Annotated in this window: 17 protein-coding genes and 1 pseudogene; 1 reads left to right on the plus strand and 17 read right to left on the minus strand. The window is 64.7% G+C overall.

Annotation, left to right across the window (positions count from 1 at the left end; genetic code table 11):
• Nucleotides 1-274: 274 nt before the first annotated feature.
• Nucleotides 275-913 (plus strand): hypothetical protein, encoded by a 639-nt coding sequence (locus tag IEX61_RS05980; RefSeq protein WP_188817125.1) that lies wholly within the window; start codon nucleotides 275-277, stop codon nucleotides 911-913.
• On the opposite strand, the gene IEX61_RS05985 is transcribed toward IEX61_RS05980, so the two are convergent.
• The 17 genes and pseudogenes from IEX61_RS05985 to rbfA form a co-directional block, all read right to left on the minus strand.
• On the minus strand, nucleotides 900-2,579 hold the full coding sequence (locus IEX61_RS05985; RefSeq protein ID WP_054671609.1) for a ribonuclease J: 1,680 nt from the start codon (nucleotides 2,577-2,579) through the stop codon (nucleotides 900-902). The genes IEX61_RS05980 and IEX61_RS05985 overlap by 14 nt on opposite strands.
• 119 nt (nucleotides 2,580-2,698) lie before the next feature.
• Nucleotides 2,699-3,568 carry a 4-hydroxy-tetrahydrodipicolinate synthase gene (dapA, locus tag IEX61_RS05990; protein ID WP_083463007.1) on the minus strand — a complete coding sequence of 290 codons (870 nt, stop codon included), beginning with the start codon at nucleotides 3,566-3,568 and terminating at the stop codon, nucleotides 2,699-2,701.
• Nucleotides 3,550-4,812 carry an aspartate kinase gene (gene dapG, locus IEX61_RS05995; RefSeq protein ID WP_188817127.1) on the minus strand — a complete coding sequence of 421 codons (1,263 nt, stop codon included), beginning with the start codon at nucleotides 4,810-4,812 and terminating at the stop codon, nucleotides 3,550-3,552. Before dapG ends, dapA begins: the two co-directional genes overlap by 19 nt.
• 15 nt (nucleotides 4,813-4,827) lie before the next feature.
• Nucleotides 4,828-5,847: an aspartate-semialdehyde dehydrogenase gene (locus IEX61_RS06000; protein ID WP_229725731.1), complete on the minus strand. Its 1,020-nt coding sequence runs from the start codon at nucleotides 5,845-5,847 to the stop codon at nucleotides 4,828-4,830.
• Nucleotides 5,848-5,938: 91 nt separating this feature from the next.
• Nucleotides 5,939-6,541 (minus strand): dipicolinate synthase subunit B, encoded by a 603-nt coding sequence (locus tag IEX61_RS06005; RefSeq protein WP_188817129.1) that lies wholly within the window; start codon nucleotides 6,539-6,541, stop codon nucleotides 5,939-5,941.
• Complete coding sequence (gene dpsA / locus IEX61_RS06010; protein WP_054672631.1) at nucleotides 6,538-7,437, minus strand: dipicolinate synthase subunit DpsA; 900 nt, start codon at nucleotides 7,435-7,437, stop codon at nucleotides 6,538-6,540. The genes IEX61_RS06005 and dpsA overlap by 4 nt, the downstream gene beginning before the upstream one ends.
• Before the next feature lie 146 nt (nucleotides 7,438-7,583).
• Nucleotides 7,584-7,850, minus strand: a complete 267-nt coding sequence (locus IEX61_RS06015; RefSeq protein ID WP_054672630.1) for a YlmC/YmxH family sporulation protein — start codon at nucleotides 7,848-7,850, stop codon at nucleotides 7,584-7,586.
• A 111-nt stretch (nucleotides 7,851-7,961) separates the two neighbouring features.
• The gene (gene dut / locus IEX61_RS06020; protein ID WP_229725732.1) at nucleotides 7,962-8,408 is read right to left on the minus strand and encodes a dUTP diphosphatase; all 447 of its coding nucleotides are present in this window, start codon (nucleotides 8,406-8,408) and stop codon (nucleotides 7,962-7,964) included.
• Nucleotides 8,401-9,654 (minus strand): M16 family metallopeptidase, encoded by a 1,254-nt coding sequence (locus IEX61_RS06025; RefSeq protein ID WP_054672895.1) that lies wholly within the window; start codon nucleotides 9,652-9,654, stop codon nucleotides 8,401-8,403. Before IEX61_RS06025 ends, dut begins: the two co-directional genes overlap by 8 nt.
• 62 nt (nucleotides 9,655-9,716) lie before the next feature.
• Nucleotides 9,717-10,748, minus strand: coding sequence for a polysaccharide deacetylase family protein (locus IEX61_RS06030; protein ID WP_188817132.1), 1,032 nt, complete (start codon nucleotides 10,746-10,748; stop codon nucleotides 9,717-9,719).
• A gap of 368 nt (nucleotides 10,749-11,116) precedes the next feature.
• A pseudogene (locus tag IEX61_RS06035) lies at nucleotides 11,117-11,245 on the minus strand (MFS transporter); the annotation flags it as partial.
• Between the two features lie 56 nt (nucleotides 11,246-11,301).
• The gene (gene pnp / locus IEX61_RS06040) at nucleotides 11,302-13,425 is read right to left on the minus strand and encodes a polyribonucleotide nucleotidyltransferase (RefSeq protein ID WP_188817134.1); all 2,124 of its coding nucleotides are present in this window, start codon (nucleotides 13,423-13,425) and stop codon (nucleotides 11,302-11,304) included.
• A 133-nt stretch (nucleotides 13,426-13,558) separates the two neighbouring features.
• A complete protein-coding gene (gene rpsO / locus IEX61_RS06045) occupies nucleotides 13,559-13,828 on the minus strand; it encodes a 30S ribosomal protein S15 (RefSeq protein ID WP_054672438.1) in 270 nt (89 codons plus the stop codon).
• 160 nt (nucleotides 13,829-13,988) lie between these two features.
• Complete coding sequence (locus IEX61_RS06050; protein ID WP_188817136.1) at nucleotides 13,989-14,921, minus strand: bifunctional riboflavin kinase/FAD synthetase; 933 nt, start codon at nucleotides 14,919-14,921, stop codon at nucleotides 13,989-13,991.
• Entirely contained in the window at nucleotides 14,918-15,832 is a 915-nt protein-coding gene (gene truB, locus IEX61_RS06055; protein ID WP_188817138.1) for a tRNA pseudouridine(55) synthase TruB, read from the minus strand. Before truB ends, IEX61_RS06050 begins: the two co-directional genes overlap by 4 nt.
• Entirely contained in the window at nucleotides 15,822-16,823 is a 1,002-nt protein-coding gene (locus IEX61_RS06060) for a DHH family phosphoesterase (RefSeq protein WP_188817140.1), read from the minus strand. The genes truB and IEX61_RS06060 overlap by 11 nt, the downstream gene beginning before the upstream one ends.
• A complete protein-coding gene (rbfA, locus tag IEX61_RS06065; RefSeq protein WP_083463125.1) occupies nucleotides 16,813-17,223 on the minus strand; it encodes a 30S ribosome-binding factor RbfA in 411 nt (136 codons plus the stop codon). The genes IEX61_RS06060 and rbfA overlap by 11 nt, the downstream gene beginning before the upstream one ends.
• Nucleotides 17,224-17,247: the final 24 nt, after the last annotated feature.

Here is a 17,247-nt window from a genome sequence, read left to right on the forward strand (position 1 = left end):
GTGCTTCTTCTGACACCACCACGATATCAGGAGGTTTTCATTTGCTCAAACCCCCGCATGTCCTACATACGGGCCGAGCAGCATCGGTTGGCGCATTATCCCCAAAACGCGGGCAATCACCTCGTATTTGGCAACACCACAGCCCCCACCTCGTGGGACTGCTTCCCCGCGTGGCCGTCGAATCCTTTGTCGAACTACGGTAATTTTTGACGAAAAATCCCTTCGGTTGAAGCGGGACTGGAATACGTCTACTTGGACTGGAAGGATCTGTATAATGGGATTGCAACGTGCCGACCAGTTTTCACGTTCAGGAGTTGTGTTGTCCTTGGCGATCGTTTCGGGGGCTATGGCCTTGTACTTGACCGTCGAAACGGTCGGGATGGCGGAGACCCACCATAAAGCGCACCCGGTCATGTTTCCAGCGCCGGGCGAACAGCACCCGGTGTGGAAGAGCGTGCAACAAGTTCACGCCGCGCTCAATGAACAGCTCGGATGGGGGCGATGGAAAGACCTAGAAAACAAAGCGAGCAATGAATGGGGATGTTGGATCAGGAGGGCGGATAGCCTGTCCACCGAATTGGAAATGGCGGCAGAAGTGCTTGTAAACAAAGAATTGCGCGAACGTTATTTGGAGGCGGCCATTGGACGCGGAACTGACCGGACGCGTGTCCGAAAAAACTTCGCAAAGACGCTGAATTCCGCCCAAAGAGTTCCCGGTGGAATCGGTCGGCCTAACTGTGACGATTTTTCGGGCAAACCAAAATCAAAATTCGTGACAGCGCATGAGAACAAGACAACCAAAACACTCTTTGAGTTGGCAAACGGGGGTCTCCAAAAAAGGCGAGAGCCGAGAACCCTTGCAGCGCAAGGATTCCCGGCTCCTGTGTGGCTCGGCGAGATCACACTTCCATGATGATGGGGAGAATCATCGGGCGGCGACGCGTCATGTCGTAAAGGTACCGGCCCAACGCGTCGCGCACGTTGTTCTTCAACGTCGACCAGTCTTGAATGTTCGCCTCGATGCACTTCGTGAGCGTCTGCGTGACGATGCGGTTGGCTTCCTCGAACAGTTTCTCCGACTCGCGGACGTAGACGAACCCGCGGGAGATGATGTCGGGACCGGACAGAATTTTGCCGTCCTGTTTGCTCAGTGTAACGACAACCACGAGAATTCCGTCCTGAGACAGGACTTTGCGGTCTCGCAGGACGATGTTGCCCACATCGCCGACACCCAGCCCGTCGATGAGCACGTTGCCCGCGGGAATCTTCGGGCCATATCGGGCCTTGCCGCCCGCAATTTCCACGGTGTCGCCGTTGTCCAAAACGAAGATGTTCTCCGGGGGAATTCCCACCTGCTCGGCGAGCTTGGCATGCATGCGCAACATGCGGTACTCGCCGTGGATGGGAATAAAGTACTTCGGCTTGATCAGGTTGAGCATCAGCTTGAGCTCTTCCTGACTGCCGTGACCGGAGACGTGCACGCCCGGATGCGTTCCGGCAGCGTGGTAGACCACCTCGGCGCCGAGGCGGAAGAGCTGGTCAACCGTTCGCCCGACAAACCGCTCGTTGCCCGGAATGGGGGTGGCAGCAATGATGACCGTGTCGCCCGGCAAAATGTCGATCTTCTTGTGTGCCGACCGGGCCATCAAGGTGAGGGCGGACATCGGCTCGCCCTGGCTCCCCGTCGACAGAATGACCACCTTATGAGCGGGGAGCTTGTTGATTTCGTCCGGCTCCACGAGCATGCCCGGCGGCACTTTCAGGTATCCCAGGTCGATGGCCGTCTGCACGACGTTGATCATGCTCCGGCCGACAATCGTCACCTTCCGTCCCACTGCGGCCGCCGCATCGATCACTTGCTGGATGCGGTGAATGTTCGACGCGAAGGTGGCCACCACAATGCGCTGTTTCGCCTTGTGGAAAACGTCCAAGATCGCTTCGCCGACCAGACGTTCTGACCCCGTGTAACCGGGACGCTCGGCGTTGGTGCTGTCCGACATCAGCGCGAGCACCCCGCGCTCCCCGATTTCCGCCATCTTGGCGAGATCAGCCACCTGGCCACCGACCGGCGTCTGGTCGAATTTGAAGTCGCCCGTATGCACGACAATCCCTTCCGGCGTCTCCAGGCAAATGCCGACCGAATCGGGAATGCTGTGGTTGGTGCGGAAAAACGTCGCCCGGAAGACGCCAAGGCGGATTTCCGACTTGGGATGGATGAGCACCCGCTTCGTTTGATTCAGGATGCCCGCCTCACGGAGCTTCGCCTCCACCAACCCGAGCGTCAGCTTCGTGCCGAACACCGGAACGTTGACGCGCTTGAGGACATAGGGCAGCGCCCCGATATGGTCCTCGTGACCGTGCGTGAGCAGGATCCCCCGAACCTTGTCCTTGTGTTCCTCGAGGTAGGAGATGTCCGGGATGACCATGTCAATCCCGAGCATCTCCTCCTCGGGGAACATCAGCCCCGCATCGATCACGACGATGTCGTTGCCGTACTGGACGCAGTACATGTTCTTGCCGATCTCGCCGAGCCCGCCCAGTGCAAAGATCAGCAGTCTGCGGTTGTACCCTTTCGACAACTGGTGCCCCTCCTATAGGGGTTGCCGTTACACCGTTCGAGCCGCACACAGTCACTTGGTCCCATTATACCCGAGAAGACCGAATGTGACAAGTTGAAACAGGAAAACCTTCCCGGCGATTACCGGCGCGGAAGCAGTTTCGCCAGCGCTTGGCGCTGGTTTTCGTCCAAGGGGACAAGCGGCAGGCGTACGCCGCCGACGGGAATGCCCATCATGTTGAGGGCCGCCTTGACCGGCACCGGGTTCGGGGCCATGAACAGCCCCTCAAACAGCGGCAGCAGCTTGCGATGGAGAGCGGCGGCGTGGGTCACGTCGCCGGCGAAGAAGGCTTCCATCATCTCCTTTATTTCCCGTCCCACCACATGCGACGCCACGCTGACGACCCCCACCGCCCCGATGGCGAGAGCCGGAAGCGTCAGGTAGTCATCGCCGCTGTACAAGAGGAAATCATCGGGCGTCTGTTCAATGATCGTCGCCATCTGCGACAGGTTGCCACTCGATTCCTTGACGGCGACGATGTTGTCGATGGCGGAGAGGCGCACCACCGTCTCCGCGCTCAGGTTGACGCCGGTGCGGCCGGGAATGTTGTAGAGCATGATCGGCAGGCGCGTGCTCTCGGCAATCGCGCGGAAGTGCTGGTACAGGCCTTCCTGGGACGGCTTGTTGTAGTACGGGACGACGCTCAGGATGCCGTCCACGCCGGCCTCCTCGGCCAGCTGCGTGAGCTTCACCGCCTCCGCCGTGTTGTTGCCGCCGGTGCCGGCGATCACCTTGCCGCGCCCCCGGACCTTTTCCACGACGAAACGAAACAGCTCGAGCTTTTCCTCTTTGCTCAGCGTAGGCGACTCGCCCGTCGTCCCGGCCACGACGACGCTGTCCGTCCCCGTGGCGAACAGATGATCGAGGAGTCGCTCCACCGCCGCATAATCCACCCGCAAATTGTCGTCGAAAGGCGTCACCATTGCGGTGATCAGTCGTCCGAACAGCACGCCGCTTCCGCCTCCTGCGCACCGATTTTGTGGAGGTTGAACTTCCGGTGCAGGGCGCGCACGGCCCGCACCATGTCTTCTTGCCTGACGAGCACCCAGATGGTGGTGTGCGAGTCGGCCGACTGGAGGATGGGGATGTCCTCCTCGGTCAGCGCCTCGGTAATCATGGCCATGACGCCGGGCACGCCGGCCATCCCCGCCCCGATGGCCGACACCTTGGCGCAGTGCGGCACGAGCTGCGGCGAAAAGCCCATCTCGCGCAGGATGGCCGCCGCGCGCTCGGCCTCCTCGTCGGCCACCGTGTATACCACGCCGGTGGGGTTGACGTTGATGAAATCGACGCTGATGTGGTGTTCGGCCATGGCCTTGAACACCTTGAGGTGCACGTCGTACTCGCCTTCGGGCGCCGGCACCTTGATCTGCGTGATGTTGGCCACGTAGGCGATCCCCGTGATCGGCCGGTCGCGGAACTCCGTGGCGATGCGGTTCTTCTCGGCGACGCTGGTGACGAGCGTTCCGGGGTCATCGGAGAAGGTGGAGCGGATGCGGATCGGCGTGTTCGTCTGCATGGCGATCTCCACCGCCCGCGGGTGGATCACCTTGGCCCCCTGATAGGCCATGTTGCACACCTCGTAGAACGTCACCGTCGACAGGGGGCGGGCGTCTTCCACGATGCGCGGGTCGGCCGTCATCACGCCGTCCACGTCGGTGAAGATGTCCACGTATTCCGCGCGGAGGGCGACACCCAGGGCCGTGGCCGTCGTGTCGCTGCCGCCGCGCCCAAGGGTGGTGATCTCCCCTTCCGCCGTCTGGCCTTGGAACCCGGTGACGATCACCACGTCGCACTTCTCCAGCTCGTCGCGGATCCGCTTCGGGTTGATGCTGACGATGTGCGCATTGGTGTGCTCGTTGTCCGTCACGATGCCCGCCTGGCCGCCGGTGAGGAGGCGCGCCTTGAGCCCCGCCCGCGCGAAGTCGGCCACCAGCACGGCGCCGGCGATAATCTCCCCGCAGTGCATCAAGAGGTCACGCTCGCGCGGGGGAAGGAGCACCCCTTCCTCGTCGCGCACGAGGTCAAGGAGCGTGTCGGTGGCGTAGGGCTCGCCGCGCCGCCCCATGGCCGACACGACGACGACGACGCGGTACCCTTCTTCCATCGCCCGGCGCACATGGTGGATGACCCGCGCCCGCTTTTCCGGCGCGTTGACCGAGGTGCCGCCGAACTTCTGCACGAGGATGCGCATGGCCCGTCCTCCCCCTCACGCATCAATCCGCAGGAAGAGATGCTCGGCGATCTGCACCGCGTTGAGGGCGGCGCCCTTCAGCAGCTGGTCGCCAACGACGAAGAAGTCGAGGGCGTTGTCAAAGGCGAGGTTCCGGCGGATGCGCCCCACCTCGACGTTCCCCTTGCCGCTGGCGGTGAGGGGCATGGGATAGCGCCGCTCGGCTGGGTCGTCGACCACCTCCACGCCCGGCGCCTCTGCCAGCACGGCGCGGGCCGCCTCGGGGGTCACCGGGCGCGCGAACTCGACGGTGACGGCCTCGGCGTGGGCGCGCAGCGTGGGGACGCGCACGGCGGTGCAGCTGATGCGGATCGAATCGTCGCCGAAGATCTTGTGCGTCTCCCAGACGACCTTCATCTCTTCGCGGGTGTAGCCGTTGTCCTGGAAGGCGTCGATCTGCGGGATGACGTTGAAGGCCAGGGGATGGGGAAACACCTCGCCCCGCGCCTCCTCGCCATGGAGCACCCGGCCGGTTTCGCGCAGGAGCTCCTCCATCGCCGCGGCCCCCGCCCCGCTGGCCGCCTGGTACGTGCTGACGATGACCCGCTTGGCGCGGAAGGCCTGGTGCAGCGGCCAGAGGGCCACGGCCAGGATGGCGGTGGTGCAGTTGGGGTTGGCGATGAGCCCCTTGTGGCGCGCCAGGGCGTGGGCGTTCACTTCCGGCACGACGAGGGGGACGTCCGGCTCGTAGCGGAAGGCTGACGAGTTGTCGATGACCACAGCCCCGCGCCGCACGGCTTCGGGTGCCAGGGCCTTGCTCGTGCTTCCCCCCGCGCTGAACAAGGCCAGGTCGATCCCGTCAAAGGCCTCCGGCGTCGCCTCCCGCACGGTCACGGCCCGGCCGCGGAAGGCGACCGTCTTCCCCGCCGACCGCGCCGAGGCGAGGGGGCGCAGCTCGCCAACGGGAAAATCGCGCTCCTCCAAGAGGCGCAGAATCTCTCGTCCGACCGCTCCCGTTGCGCCGACGACAGCAACGTTCAACCGCCTGTTCGCCACGTCGTTCTCTCCTCTCCCATAGGCTGCCGCGCTCCGCTACAGGAACGCGGGCGCGTTGTCTCCAACAAGGCGAAGGGCGTAGGCCGGTGCCCTACGCCTGGGTGTAGCGATACGTTTCGATGAGAACGGGTTGCAGCTGCCGGCCTTCCAAGGCCGCCGCCACCGTTTCGGGGATCAGCGCCATCCGCGCCACGAGAGAGTTGGGTTTCTTATCGGGCGCGTCTTGCCCAAAGGGAACAAAGTAGATGTTCTTGGCGGCGATGAGCTTGGCGATGTTGGCCGCATTGAGTCCCAGGCCGTCGTTGGTGGAGATGGCCACGACGACCGGACGCCCGTTGCGCATCGTCGCCTTGGCCGCCATCAGCACCGGGCTGTCGGTGATGGCGTTGGCCAGTTTGGCCGTCGACGCGCCGGTGCAGGGGGCGATCACCATGCAGTCGAGGGCCTTGGATGGCCCGAGAGGCTCGGCCTCGACAATGGAGGCAATCACGTCGCGTCCTGTGATCTCGCGCAGCCGGCGCAGCCAATCCTCGGCGTCACCAAAGCGCGTGTTCGTGGTGGCCACGGTGTGGGTGACGATCGGAATCACCGTGGCGCCGGCGTCGACGAGCCGCTTGATCTGCGGCATCACCTCGGCGTACGTGCAGTGCGAACCGGTCAGGCCGAAGCCGATGGTTTTCCCGCTCAGGTTCACGGCAAACCCTCCTGGTTCCCCTTCTTTTCGAGGATCAGCCGGATGATCGTGTTGGCCAAGATCTGTCCGGCTGTCTTCGGGGCAACGATCCCGGGCAAACCAGGGGCCAAGAGCGCCTTGATGCCGCGTTTTTCCGCGTAGCGAAAGTCGGTGCCGCCGGGGCTCGACGCCAGGTCGATGATCACGGCGTGCGGCGGCATGCGCGCGATCACTTCCGCCGTCAACACAAGGGCCGGAATGGTGTTGAACACGATGTCCACGTCGCGCACGCACTGGGCCAGGTCGCGCAAATAAAACGGCGCATACCCCATCGCAAAGGCACGCGCGTAGTGTTCGGGTCGCCGCACACCGACGCGCACGTGCGCCCCCAGCGCCTTGAGCCCTTGGGCCAAGGTGAAGCCCGTGCGGCCCAGCCCCAGCACGATCGTTTGTGCGTCGTGGAGGGTGATGTCCGTGTTCTGGATGGCCATCATGAGGGCGCCTTCCATCGTGGGGATGGAATTGTAGATGGCCACCTCGTCCACATCGAGGAGCTGGATGAGCCGCAAACGGTGCCGCTGACAGAGATTCAGCAAATACGGTCGGGCCATTCCGGTGAACACCAGGGTTGACGGCTTGAGCTGCGCCGCGTGCTCATCGCGGAAGACGAGGGTGCCAGGGGCGAAGATGCTCTCCACGTGGCCGTTGTCATCCGTGCCCACGACCGGCAGCACCAACACGTCGATGCCGGTCAGTTCTCCGGGAACCCAACGCCCTTTCGTCGTGCCTACCGGTGGCGGATTGAGGTTGTCATACCCAAACAGCGTGACCGTCGCATCCAGTTCCACGCATTTGCGAATCACTTCCAAATGACGGGCGTCTCCGCCAGCAAACGCGATGTGGATCCCCGTCAACATGCGGGCGTTCCCCTTTCAGACCATTGTACTCGAAAACGTGGCGATTGCAAACCGTATCCAATGGGTCGCAACCGGGATCGCGCCAAGTCTGGTGCATCCTATTCCGCTGCACCCTCAAGGGTGAATCGCCCGCGATGACGGAAAGCCTACGGTTCCGAGGGATGCGGACCGTCCGTCACCGCCTGGCTGCTGCGCACGATGATCAGGTCCGGTCCCACCGACAAGACGGCATCCCAAGGAATGACGATGGCGGCGCGCCGCCGCGGAAAGCCGAACAGGGACGGGGCGGCGAGCACGATGGCCTCGATCCGCCCCGAGGGATCGAGGAGCAAATCGGCATCCCCGAGCACGCCCAGCCGCTCCCCGCGATCATAGTCGATGATCTCCTTTTCCTTCATCTCCCGAAAGCGCATGCACGTCCCCCCCTTCACGTTGCGGTTTATGTATATGTCGTCTCCCGCACGCGTTGCTCACCTCCCTGTCGGCCTGCACAAAAAAACGCCCCCTCCTCAGGGGGCGCTGCGTCATCTTACGCCGGTATGCCCAAACCCGCCGCTTCCCCGTTCGCTGGGCGGCAGTTCCGCCACCTCCTCCAGCGTCACGCGGGGCACGGTTTGGAACACGAGCTGGGCGATGCGGTCGCCGCGCTTGACGGTGAAGGGGGCTTTTCCGAGGTTGATCAGGATGACGCCGATCTCCCCCCGGTAGTCGGCGTCGATGGTGCCCGGCGTGTTGAGGCACGTGATGCCGTGCTTCAGGGCCAGGCCGCTGCGGGGCCGCACCTGGGCCTCCAGCCCCTCGGGCATGGCGAGGGCGATGCCCGTCGGAATCAGCGCGCGCTCGCCGGGCTGGAGCGTCACCGGCTCCGTCACCGCGGCGCGCAGGTCGAAGCCGCTGGCGCCGGCCGTCATCGTCTCGGGCAGGGGGAGATCGTCGTTTCCGGGCAGGCGCTTGATCCACACCTTATACAAGGGCATCCCTCCGGTAGGTGGCCGGCGGCTCGTCGAGGGGGGCTACCATGGCCAGTGCGAGCGGATGGGACAGAACCCGCTGGGCCACCCGCCGCACCGTCTCCAGGGTCACCGCCTCGATCCGCTCGAGGATCTCGTCCAGGGTAAAATGCCGGCCGAGGAGCAGCTCGTTTTTGCCGAGGCGGCTCATGCGGCTGTTCGTGCTCTCCAGGCTGAGCATGAGGCTTCCTTTCAATTGTTCCTTGCCGTTCTCCAATTCCGCTTCGGTGATGCCCCGCTCCTTCACGTCGCCCAGGATGTGCGTGACGAGGTCGACCACCTGATCCACTTGGCGCGGCGCCGTGCCGACGTAGATGGTAAAGAGCCCGCCATCGCGATAGCCGGAATGATAGGAATAAACGGAATAGGCCAATCCCCGCTCCTCGCGCACCTCCTGGAACAGGCGCGAGCTCATGCTGCCGCCCAGCACGTTGTTGAGAAGGATGAGCGAATAGATGTCCGGGTCGTCAAGGGGCAGGCCCGGCAACGTCAGGCAAAGGTGGGCCTGCTCGGTCTCCTTGGCCCGCACGGCCACGCCGGCCTCAAACGCCGGCGGCGGGGGCGCTTTGCGGTTGCCGTGGCGGGAGAAGGCGCCGAAGTGCTTTTCGATGCGCTTGAGCACCGTGTCGTCGATGTTGCCGGCGACGGTGATCACCGTGTTTTCCACGTTGTAGTGGTCCTCGATGTAGAGAAGCAGGTCGTCGCGCGTAAACGCCTGCAAATTGGCCTCGCTTCCCAATATCGGGAACCCCAGCGCATGGCCGGGAAAGGCCGCCGCGGCGATGAGGTCGTGCACCAGCTCGTCGGGGGTGTCCTCGTACATGCGGATCTCTTCGATGATGACGTTCTTTTCCTTTTCCAGCTCCGCGGCGTCAAAGAGGGAGTGGAAGAACATGTCGGCGAGCACGTCGAGGGCGATTTCCACGTGCTGGTCGAGCACGCGGGCATAGTAGCACGTGTACTCCTTCGACGTAAACGCGTTGACGTTGCCGCCGATGCTGTCGAACGCCTCGGCGATCTGCCGCGCCGTCCGGCGGGTGGTGCCTTTAAACATCATGTGCTCGATGAAATGGGAAATGCCGTTGGTGGCAGGGGTTTCGTATTTCGAACCCGTTCCCACCCACACGCCGATGGCCACCGAGCGCACGGAGGGAATGGATTCGGTGATGACGCGCAAACCGTTGTCCAGCGTTCGCTTTTGTATCACGCGCATCCTCCTTCGCCGTAGCTTCGGTATTCACTATAGCAAACCGCATCGTCGCCTTTCAATCAAAACCCCACCCCGCTTGATCCCTGATTTTCTGTTGGGGGAAAAGGGACCGTCACCCGTTCCGGCGACAGGCAATCGCTCACCGTGCTCGGGATGAGCTCCTTGGCGCGGATGCCGCGGATCAGCGCCGGAAGGGCCTTCACCGTCGGCTCCGTCGGGTGCATGAGGATGAGGGCGCCCCCGTGCACACGGGGAACGATGCGCTGGACGATCGCCGTCTCCGGCGGCCGCTTCCAGTCGACGGTGTCCAGTGTCCACAGGATCGTCTTCATCCCGAAGGCCTGCCAGGCCAACCGCACCGTCCGCTCGTCGTAATCGCCGGCCGGCGGGGCAAGGAGGCTGGGCCTCACGCCCACCGTCCGCTCGATCACCTCGTTCGTCCGCGCGATCTCCTGCTCGATGCGCGCGGTGGAGACGCGGCTGAAGAGCGGGTGGGAATAGCCGTGGTTGCCGATTTCGTGCCCGGCGGCGGCGATTCTCTTGGCCACGTCGGGGTTTTTGGCCACCCACGAGCCGTCGAGGAAAAAGGTGGCCCGCACCCCTTCGCGCCTCAAGATGTCCAGCATGGGTTCGATCCACTCCGTGCCCCACGACACGTTGACCATCAGGGCCACGACGGGTTTTTGCGGATTGCCCTTGTAGATCGGCGCCGGCATGAGGTCGTCGAGCTGCACCTTGGGCGGCACCTGCCGATACACGAGCGCCTCGGCGCTCACCACCCCCATGGCCCGCGATTTCCAGTACGACTGCTCCACGTCCACCTCGAGGCCGTTGTACCCGGGGATCGCCTTCCACACCGGGTCGAGGCGGGCGTCGACGGGCGGCACGCGGCGCGCGGCCGCCAGCTGCCGAACCTTGGCCATCCATTCCTCGTCGACGGGCTCCTTCGGCGCCGCGGGCGCCAGGGCCGCCCCATAGCGGTCGATGGGCCCGCGGGAAGCGAGGGCCCACAGCACGCAAAACGCGACGAGGAGCGCCACAGCGAATCGCCCCGCGTCGCGTCGGTCGCGTCGCTCGCGTCGGCTTCGCATGCGTCATCCCCCCACTTCCATGCGTATGTCCGCGCAGGGGGACGCTTGCCAGTGAGTTGAGCCGTTTTCGAGTTGTCGGGTTTCGTCTTCTTTGAGCTCTTATCCAGATCCGCTTGGCATCATCTATTGGGTACAACTCGTTCCCGACGAGCGGATTGCCTATCTTGGGTCCAGCAAGCCATACTTAGGTTTTATCCAAGCATACCCCCCTTCGTAATCTTACTAGAATTTGGTGGCTCGATTTCCCCGAGTACCCCGAGTTCCCTTTCATCCCTGTAGTGGCTCTGTAGCCGATAAAATGCAGCCCATCTTACGATCTGGGGACAGCCTTCTCCGGCGACGCCGCGTCCGGTTGAACTGGGGAACGGCTTTGCCGAACCCGTCTCCGTCACCAAATGCCAGGAAATCCCGATCATGGTCATGCCCTGGCCGAACCCGGAGAACAGATTGGCAAAAAACAGCTTCTGAACATTCCGATCGAAAAACACCTCTTTCATCCTGCGCATCCCCCACCCAAAAATAAAAAAGAGGCAGAACGCCTCTCTTTGCTCCGTCACGACTTGGCTCCCTGGGCGGCCTGCTCCTGCAGCACCGCTTTGCGCGACAGGTTGATGCGCCCGAGGGAGTCGATTTCCGTCACCTTGACGACGATGGTGTCGCCCACCTTGACCACGTCTTCCACCCGGCCGACACGCCCTTCGGCCAGCTGGGAGATGTGCACGAGCCCTTCCTTGCCGGGCAGGATCTCGACGAAGGCGCCGAACTTCTCAATGCGCTTGACCGTCCCGACATACGACTCGCCGACGACGACGTCGCGCACGAGGTCCTCGATGATCTTCTTCGCCTTTTCGTTCTGGGCCGGGTCGACGTGGGTGATGTAGATGCGACCGTCCTGCTCGATGTCGATCTTCACGCCCGTCTCGTCGATGATGCGGTTGATCACGCGGCCGCTCGGGCCGATGACCTCGCGGATCTTGTCGGGGTTGATCTGCATGACGAGGATCTTGGGCGCATACGGCGAGACGGTCTTGTTCGGCTCGGGGATCGTCTCGAGCATCTTGTTGAGAATGTACAGCCGCGCCTTGCGCGCCTGCTCCAGGGCAATGCGAAGCGTCTCGCGGTCGATGCCGGCGATCTTCATGTCCATCTGCAGGGCGGTGATCCCCTTGGTCGTGCCGGCCACCTTGAAGTCCATGTCGCCGAGGGCGTCCTCGATGCCCTGGATGTCGGTCAGCACCCGCACCTGATCGCCTTCCTTGACCAGGCCCATGGCGATCCCCGCCACCGGCGCCTTGATCGGCACGCCGGCGTGCATGAGGGCCATCGTGCTCGCGCAGATGCTGGCCTGCGACGTGGAGCCGTTCGACTCGAGCACCTCGGAAACGAGGCGGATCGTATAGGGGAACTCCTCTTCCGACGGGATCACCGGCTCCAGCGCGCGCTCGCCGAGGGCCCCGTGGCCGATCTCACGGCGTCCCGGCCCGCGGATGGGCCGCACTTCCCCCACGCTATAGGGCGGGAAGTTATAGTGGTGCATGAACCGCTTCGACTCTTCCAGGTCGATCCCGTCGAGCATCTGCATGTCGCCCTTGGCCCCCAGGGTGCAGACGGTGAGCACCTGCGTCTGGCCGCGCGTGAACAGGGCCGACCCGTGCGTCCGCGGAAGCAAGCCGACTTCGCAGGAGATGGGCCGGATCTCGTCGAGGGCCCGCCCGTCGACGCGGGTGTTTTCCTCGATGATCAGGCGGCGCACTTCCTCCTTGAGGATCTTGTGCAGCGCGTCCTTGACCATCGTGAGGGCCTTTTTCTGCTCCTCGTCGTCACGATCGGCCAGCTGGGCCTCAAAGTGCTGGAGCGTCTCCTCATTGACGGCGTCGATGGCCGCCTGGCGCTCCTGCTTTTCCGGCTTGCGGATCGCCTCGAGCAGCTTGTCCGTCGCGTAGGCGCGCACGGCCGCTTCCAGCTCGGGGTCGATTTCGTAGAGCTCGGGCTCCATCTTCGGCTTGCCGATCTGCGCGCGAATCTCTTCGAGGAACAGGCAGATCGCCTTCACCTGCTCGTGGCCGTAGAGGATGGCCTCGAGCATCACGTCTTCCGGAATCTGGTCCGCGCCGGCCTCCACCATGTTGACGGCGTGCTTTGTGCCGGCGACGACGAGGTGCAGGTCGCTCTTTTCGGCCTGCTCCACCGTCGGGTTGATGACAAACTGGCCGTCGACGCGGCCGACGATCACCCCGGCGATGGGGCCGTCAAAGGGAATGTCCGACACCGTCAGCGCCGCCGACGCCCCGATCATGCCGGCAATCTCGGGCGAGCAGTCCTGGTCGACGGACAGCGGCGTGACAATCACCTGCACTTCGTTGCGAAAGCCGTCGGGGAAGAGCGGGCGGATGGGCCGGTCGATGAGGCGGCTGGCCAGGATGGCCTTGTCGCTGGGCCGGCCTTCGCGCTTGATGAAGCCGCCGGGTATCTTCCCCACGGCATAGAGCCGCTCCTCATAGTTGACGGTGAGCGGGAAAAAGTCGAGGTCTTTCGGTTCCTTCGAGGCCACCGCCGTGGCCAGCACGACGGTGTCGCCGTAGCGGACGAGAACGCCCGCGTTCGCCTGGTTGGCCACCTTGCCGAATTCGAGGGAAAGCGGGCGGCCAGCCAGTTCCATCGTGAACACGTGGCTCATCGAGAACAAGGTGCCTCCTCTCTGCGCTCCACCAGTACCGTAAGCTCGAAAGCCCCAAAGGGGAAGGAAACCGCATGGCAACTCAATGCGCCAACGGGATATGGAGAAAAAGCGGGGTAGCCCCCGCTTGTCGTCAGCGACGCAGACCCAGTTTTTCGATCAGCTTCCGATAGCGCGCGTAGTCCTTCTCGCGCAGGTAGTTCAAGAGCCGCCGGCGCTTCCCCACCATCTTCAGGAGGCCGCGCCGGGAGTGGTGGTCCTTCTTGTGCACCTTGAGGTGTTCGGTCAGGTTGTTGATCTTCTCCGTCAGGATGGCCACCTGCACTTCCGGCGAGCCGGTGTCGGCCTCGTGCAGCTTGAACTCGTTGATGATCTCCTGCTTGCGCTCTTGCGTCAGCGCCATCGTCGTCACCTCCTCCTCGAAAATCCCCGTCAACCCAGAACGCCGTTGGTGAGGCGGCGTTCCGCGTTGCGGTTCATGGCCGCACGCCCAAGCCAAACGCTTGGCGGCGCAAACGGCATCCGGATCGATTATAGCACAGCCCGAATCGGGAGTAAACGGATCAGGCCTTTGTTTTTCGCCACCGACGCGCCGCTTCGATGTCGCGGGCAATCTGCGCGCGCAGGGCGTCGAGATCGGGGAAACGCTGTTCGGGGCGAAGGTAGCGCAAAAAGCGGACGGCGATCGTCTCGCCGTAGAGGTCGCCGGAAAAGTCGAGCAGATGGGCCTCAACGGTGGGCTCGCCGCCTTTGGCCACCGTCGGCCGCACGCCGATGTTGACGACGGCGTCGTACACGGCATCGCGCCAGGCCACCTCCGCCGCGTAGACGCCGTGCGCCGGGATGACGTAGGGTTCGCTCGGCGCCACGTTGGCCGTGGGAAAGCCGAGCGTGCGGCCGATGCGGTTGCCGGCCACCACCGTGCCGGTGATGGCGTACGGGCGCCCGAGGAGCCGCGCCGCCTCGTCGACGCGGCCCTCAAGGAGCCGCGCGCGGATGGCCGTGCTGGACACCTTCTCGCCTTCCGCGGTCACCGGCGCGACGACGTCAACGGGGAAGCGCCCGGCGGCGAGGCGAACCAGAGCGTCCGCCGTGCCCCGACCGCGGTGGCCGAAGGTGAAATCGAAGCCCACGGCAACGCCGCGCACCTTGAGGGGCACGAGGTACCGCTCGACAAAGGCCTCCGGCTCGACGGCGGCAAAGTCGCGGTCGAAGCGGATCACGTACGCTTCCTGGACGCCCAACTCGGCCAAGAGGGCCAGCTTGTCGGCCAGGGGCGTGATGTACCGGGCATACCCAGACCGCCCCAGCACCTCGCGCGGATGCGGATGAAAGGTGATCACCGACGCCGCCACGCCCAGCTCGCGGGCCCGCGCGATGGCCTTGCGGACCACCGCCTGGTGACCGAGATGGACGCCGTCAAAGTACCCGATGGCGGCGACGTGGGGCTGGACCGAAGCGGGCAGCGCTTCGTACGCGATCGTATACACGTTCACGCCTCTTCCCCTCCAGCGGCAAGCACTTTGTGCGGCACCGTAAACCGCTTGCCCGCTTCCACGCGGTGGATAGCCAAGAGGCGCCCGCGCGCGTCGTGGACCCGCACGAGCCCCGGCGAAAGGTTTCGGGCGCGGGCGTCGATCCCCCGCCCGTGGCGTACGGCCTTGGCTTCCGCCTCGCGCACGTCGACCCGGGGGAGATGGGCCACCGCCTCCTCCATCGGGCGCAAGAGGGCGGCCACCGTTCCGCCGGCAGCCGCATCCTCCACCTGGTCGAGCGTCACGCAGTCCGCCAGCGCGTACGGACCGCTTTGCACTCGCGTCAGCCGGGCCATATGGGCCGGCACGCCCAGGGCCTTGCCGATGTCGACGCACAGGGTGCGCACGTAGGTGCCCTTGGAGCAGCGCACGAAGAAGCGCGCCCGCGGGTGGGGCGGGGTCCAGTCGCCGCCGAGGAGGCGCAGCTCGTAGATCGTCACCCGACGCGCCTGCCGCTCTACCGTTTTCCCTGCGCGGGCCAGCTTGTAGAGGGGTACGCCGCCCACCTTCACCGCCGAGTGCATCGGCGGTACCTGCTCAATCTCGCCCTGAAATTGGGCCATGGCCGCGGCCACCGCGTCCGGCGTGAGGGAGACGGCCTCCTCGGCCACCACCGTGCCGCTCTGGTCCTGCGTGTCCGTCGCCACGCCGAACACAACCTCTCCCTCGTACGCCTTGGGCCGATCCAGCAGGTATTCGGCCAGGCGCGTGGCTCGACCGATGAGAAGGGGCAAGACGCCGTCCACCTCCGGGTCGAGGGTGCCGCCGTGGCCGACGCGGCGGATGCCCAGCGCCCGCCGCACGCGCAAAACGCAGTCATGGGAGGTGAGGCCGGCCGGCTTGTACAGCGGAAGGATGCCGTCAAGGGACAAGGGAAAGCCCCTCCGTTTCGCGCTCAAGCCGCGCGATGACGCGCCGCTTGGCTTCGTCGAGGGGGACGCGCAGCGTGCATCCCGCCGCGCGCACGTGCCCCCCGCCGCCAAACTCCTGGGCGATGCGCGCCACGTCGACCGGCTCGCGGGCGCGCAGGGAAACCTTGACGGCGTCCGGCGCGTCTTCGCGGAACAACACGCCGACGGCCACGCCCTCCAGGTTGCGGGCGTAGGCAACGAGCCCCTCCAGGTCGCCCCGGGTGGCCTGCGCCGCGGCCACATCCTCCAGCGTAACGGTGAGGCAGGCGATGCGCCCGTCGCCATAGCGCTCCAGGGAGGGCAGAACGCGCTGCAAAAGGCGGAGCTGCGGTTCCGTGAGCAGCTCAAGGATCCGCTCGGCGACGACGTCGGGGCGCACGCCGGCGGCGACGAGCTCGCCAGCAACGCGGAGCGCTTCGGCGGTGGTGTTGGCGTAGCGGAAGCCGCCCGTGTCGGAGAGAATGCCCGCGTACAAGCAGGTGGCCAGTTCCGCGTCGAGGGCCACCCCTGCGGCTTGGGCCAAGCGGTACACCACCTGGGCCGTGGCGGCGTCCTGGGGCACGACGAGGTTGACGGAGCCGTACCGCGTGTTCGTCACGTGATGGTCGATGTTGAGCACGGCCGCGTTCGGCGCGAGGACGTTCCGCACGTCGCCGATCCGCTCCAAATCGGCACAGTCCAGGGCGATCGCGGCGGTGTAGGTCCGCCCCAGCGGATGGCGCCCGTGGTTCACGATGCGGTCGGCGCGGGGGAGAAAGGCGTAACGCCGCGGCGTCTCGCCCTCGTTGGCCAGGGTGTACCGCTTGCCCAGCCGCTCGAGGATGCACGCCATCGCCAGCACCGAGGCGGTGGCGTCGCCGTCCGGGTTCGTGTGCGCAACGACGAGAAAGTCGTCGTGGTCGTGCAGAAAGCGCACCGCGTCCGTCAAGGCGCGCGCCAACTCATTCGTCATCGGCGCGCTCCTCCTTCGCCGCCTCGTCGGTCCCTTCGCCGTCGCGGGTCAATTCCCCTTTTCGCTCCAGTTCGAGAAGGAGTTCGTGAACCCGCGCGCCGTGTTCGATGGAGGTGTCGAATTTGAACAGCAGGTCGGGCACGTGGCGCATTTGGATGCGCCGCCCGATTTCGGTGCGCAGGAACCCTTTGGCCCGCTGCAGCGTTTCCAGGGAGGTCTCCTTCTCCTCCTCGCTGCCGAGGACGCTGACGTACACCTTGGCCACCTGCAGGTCACGGGTAAGCTCCACGTCGGTAATGGAGACAAACCCCAGGCGCGGGTCTTTCAGCTCGCGTTGGAGGATGTCGCTCAGCTCTTCTTTGATCCGCTCCGCCAAACGCTGGATGCGGTAGTTGGGCACGGTCTCCACCTCGCCTTCTTTTGC

The sequence above is a fragment of the Calditerricola satsumensis genome (assembly GCF_014646935.1).
GTDB lineage: Bacteria > Bacillota > Bacilli > Calditerricolales > Calditerricolaceae > Calditerricola > Calditerricola satsumensis.

Coding starts and splice junctions, on each gene's coding strand:
- IEX61_RS06015 (WP_054672630.1), bottom strand. CDS start 7,850: ATGCGCTTTCGGGAGATGAAGGAAAAGGAGATCATCGACTATGATCGC.
- IEX61_RS06060 (WP_188817140.1), bottom strand. CDS start 16,823: ATGACGAATGAGTTGGCGCGCGCCTTGACGGACGCGGTGCGCTTTCTG.
- IEX61_RS05980 (WP_188817125.1), top strand. CDS start 275: ATGGGATTGCAACGTGCCGACCAGTTTTCACGTTCAGGAGTTGTGTTG.
- pnp (WP_188817134.1), bottom strand. CDS start 13,425: ATGAGCCACGTGTTCACGATGGAACTGGCTGGCCGCCCGCTTTCCCTC.
- dpsA (WP_054672631.1), bottom strand. CDS start 7,437: ATGTTGACGGGGATCCACATCGCGTTTGCTGGCGGAGACGCCCGTCAT.
- IEX61_RS06030 (WP_188817132.1), bottom strand. CDS start 10,748: ATGCGAAGCCGACGCGAGCGACGCGACCGACGCGACGCGGGGCGATTC.
- dapG (WP_188817127.1), bottom strand. CDS start 4,812: ATGCGCATCCTCGTGCAGAAGTTCGGCGGCACCTCGGTCAACGCGCCG.
- rpsO (WP_054672438.1), bottom strand. CDS start 13,828: ATGGCGCTGACGCAAGAGCGCAAGCAGGAGATCATCAACGAGTTCAAG.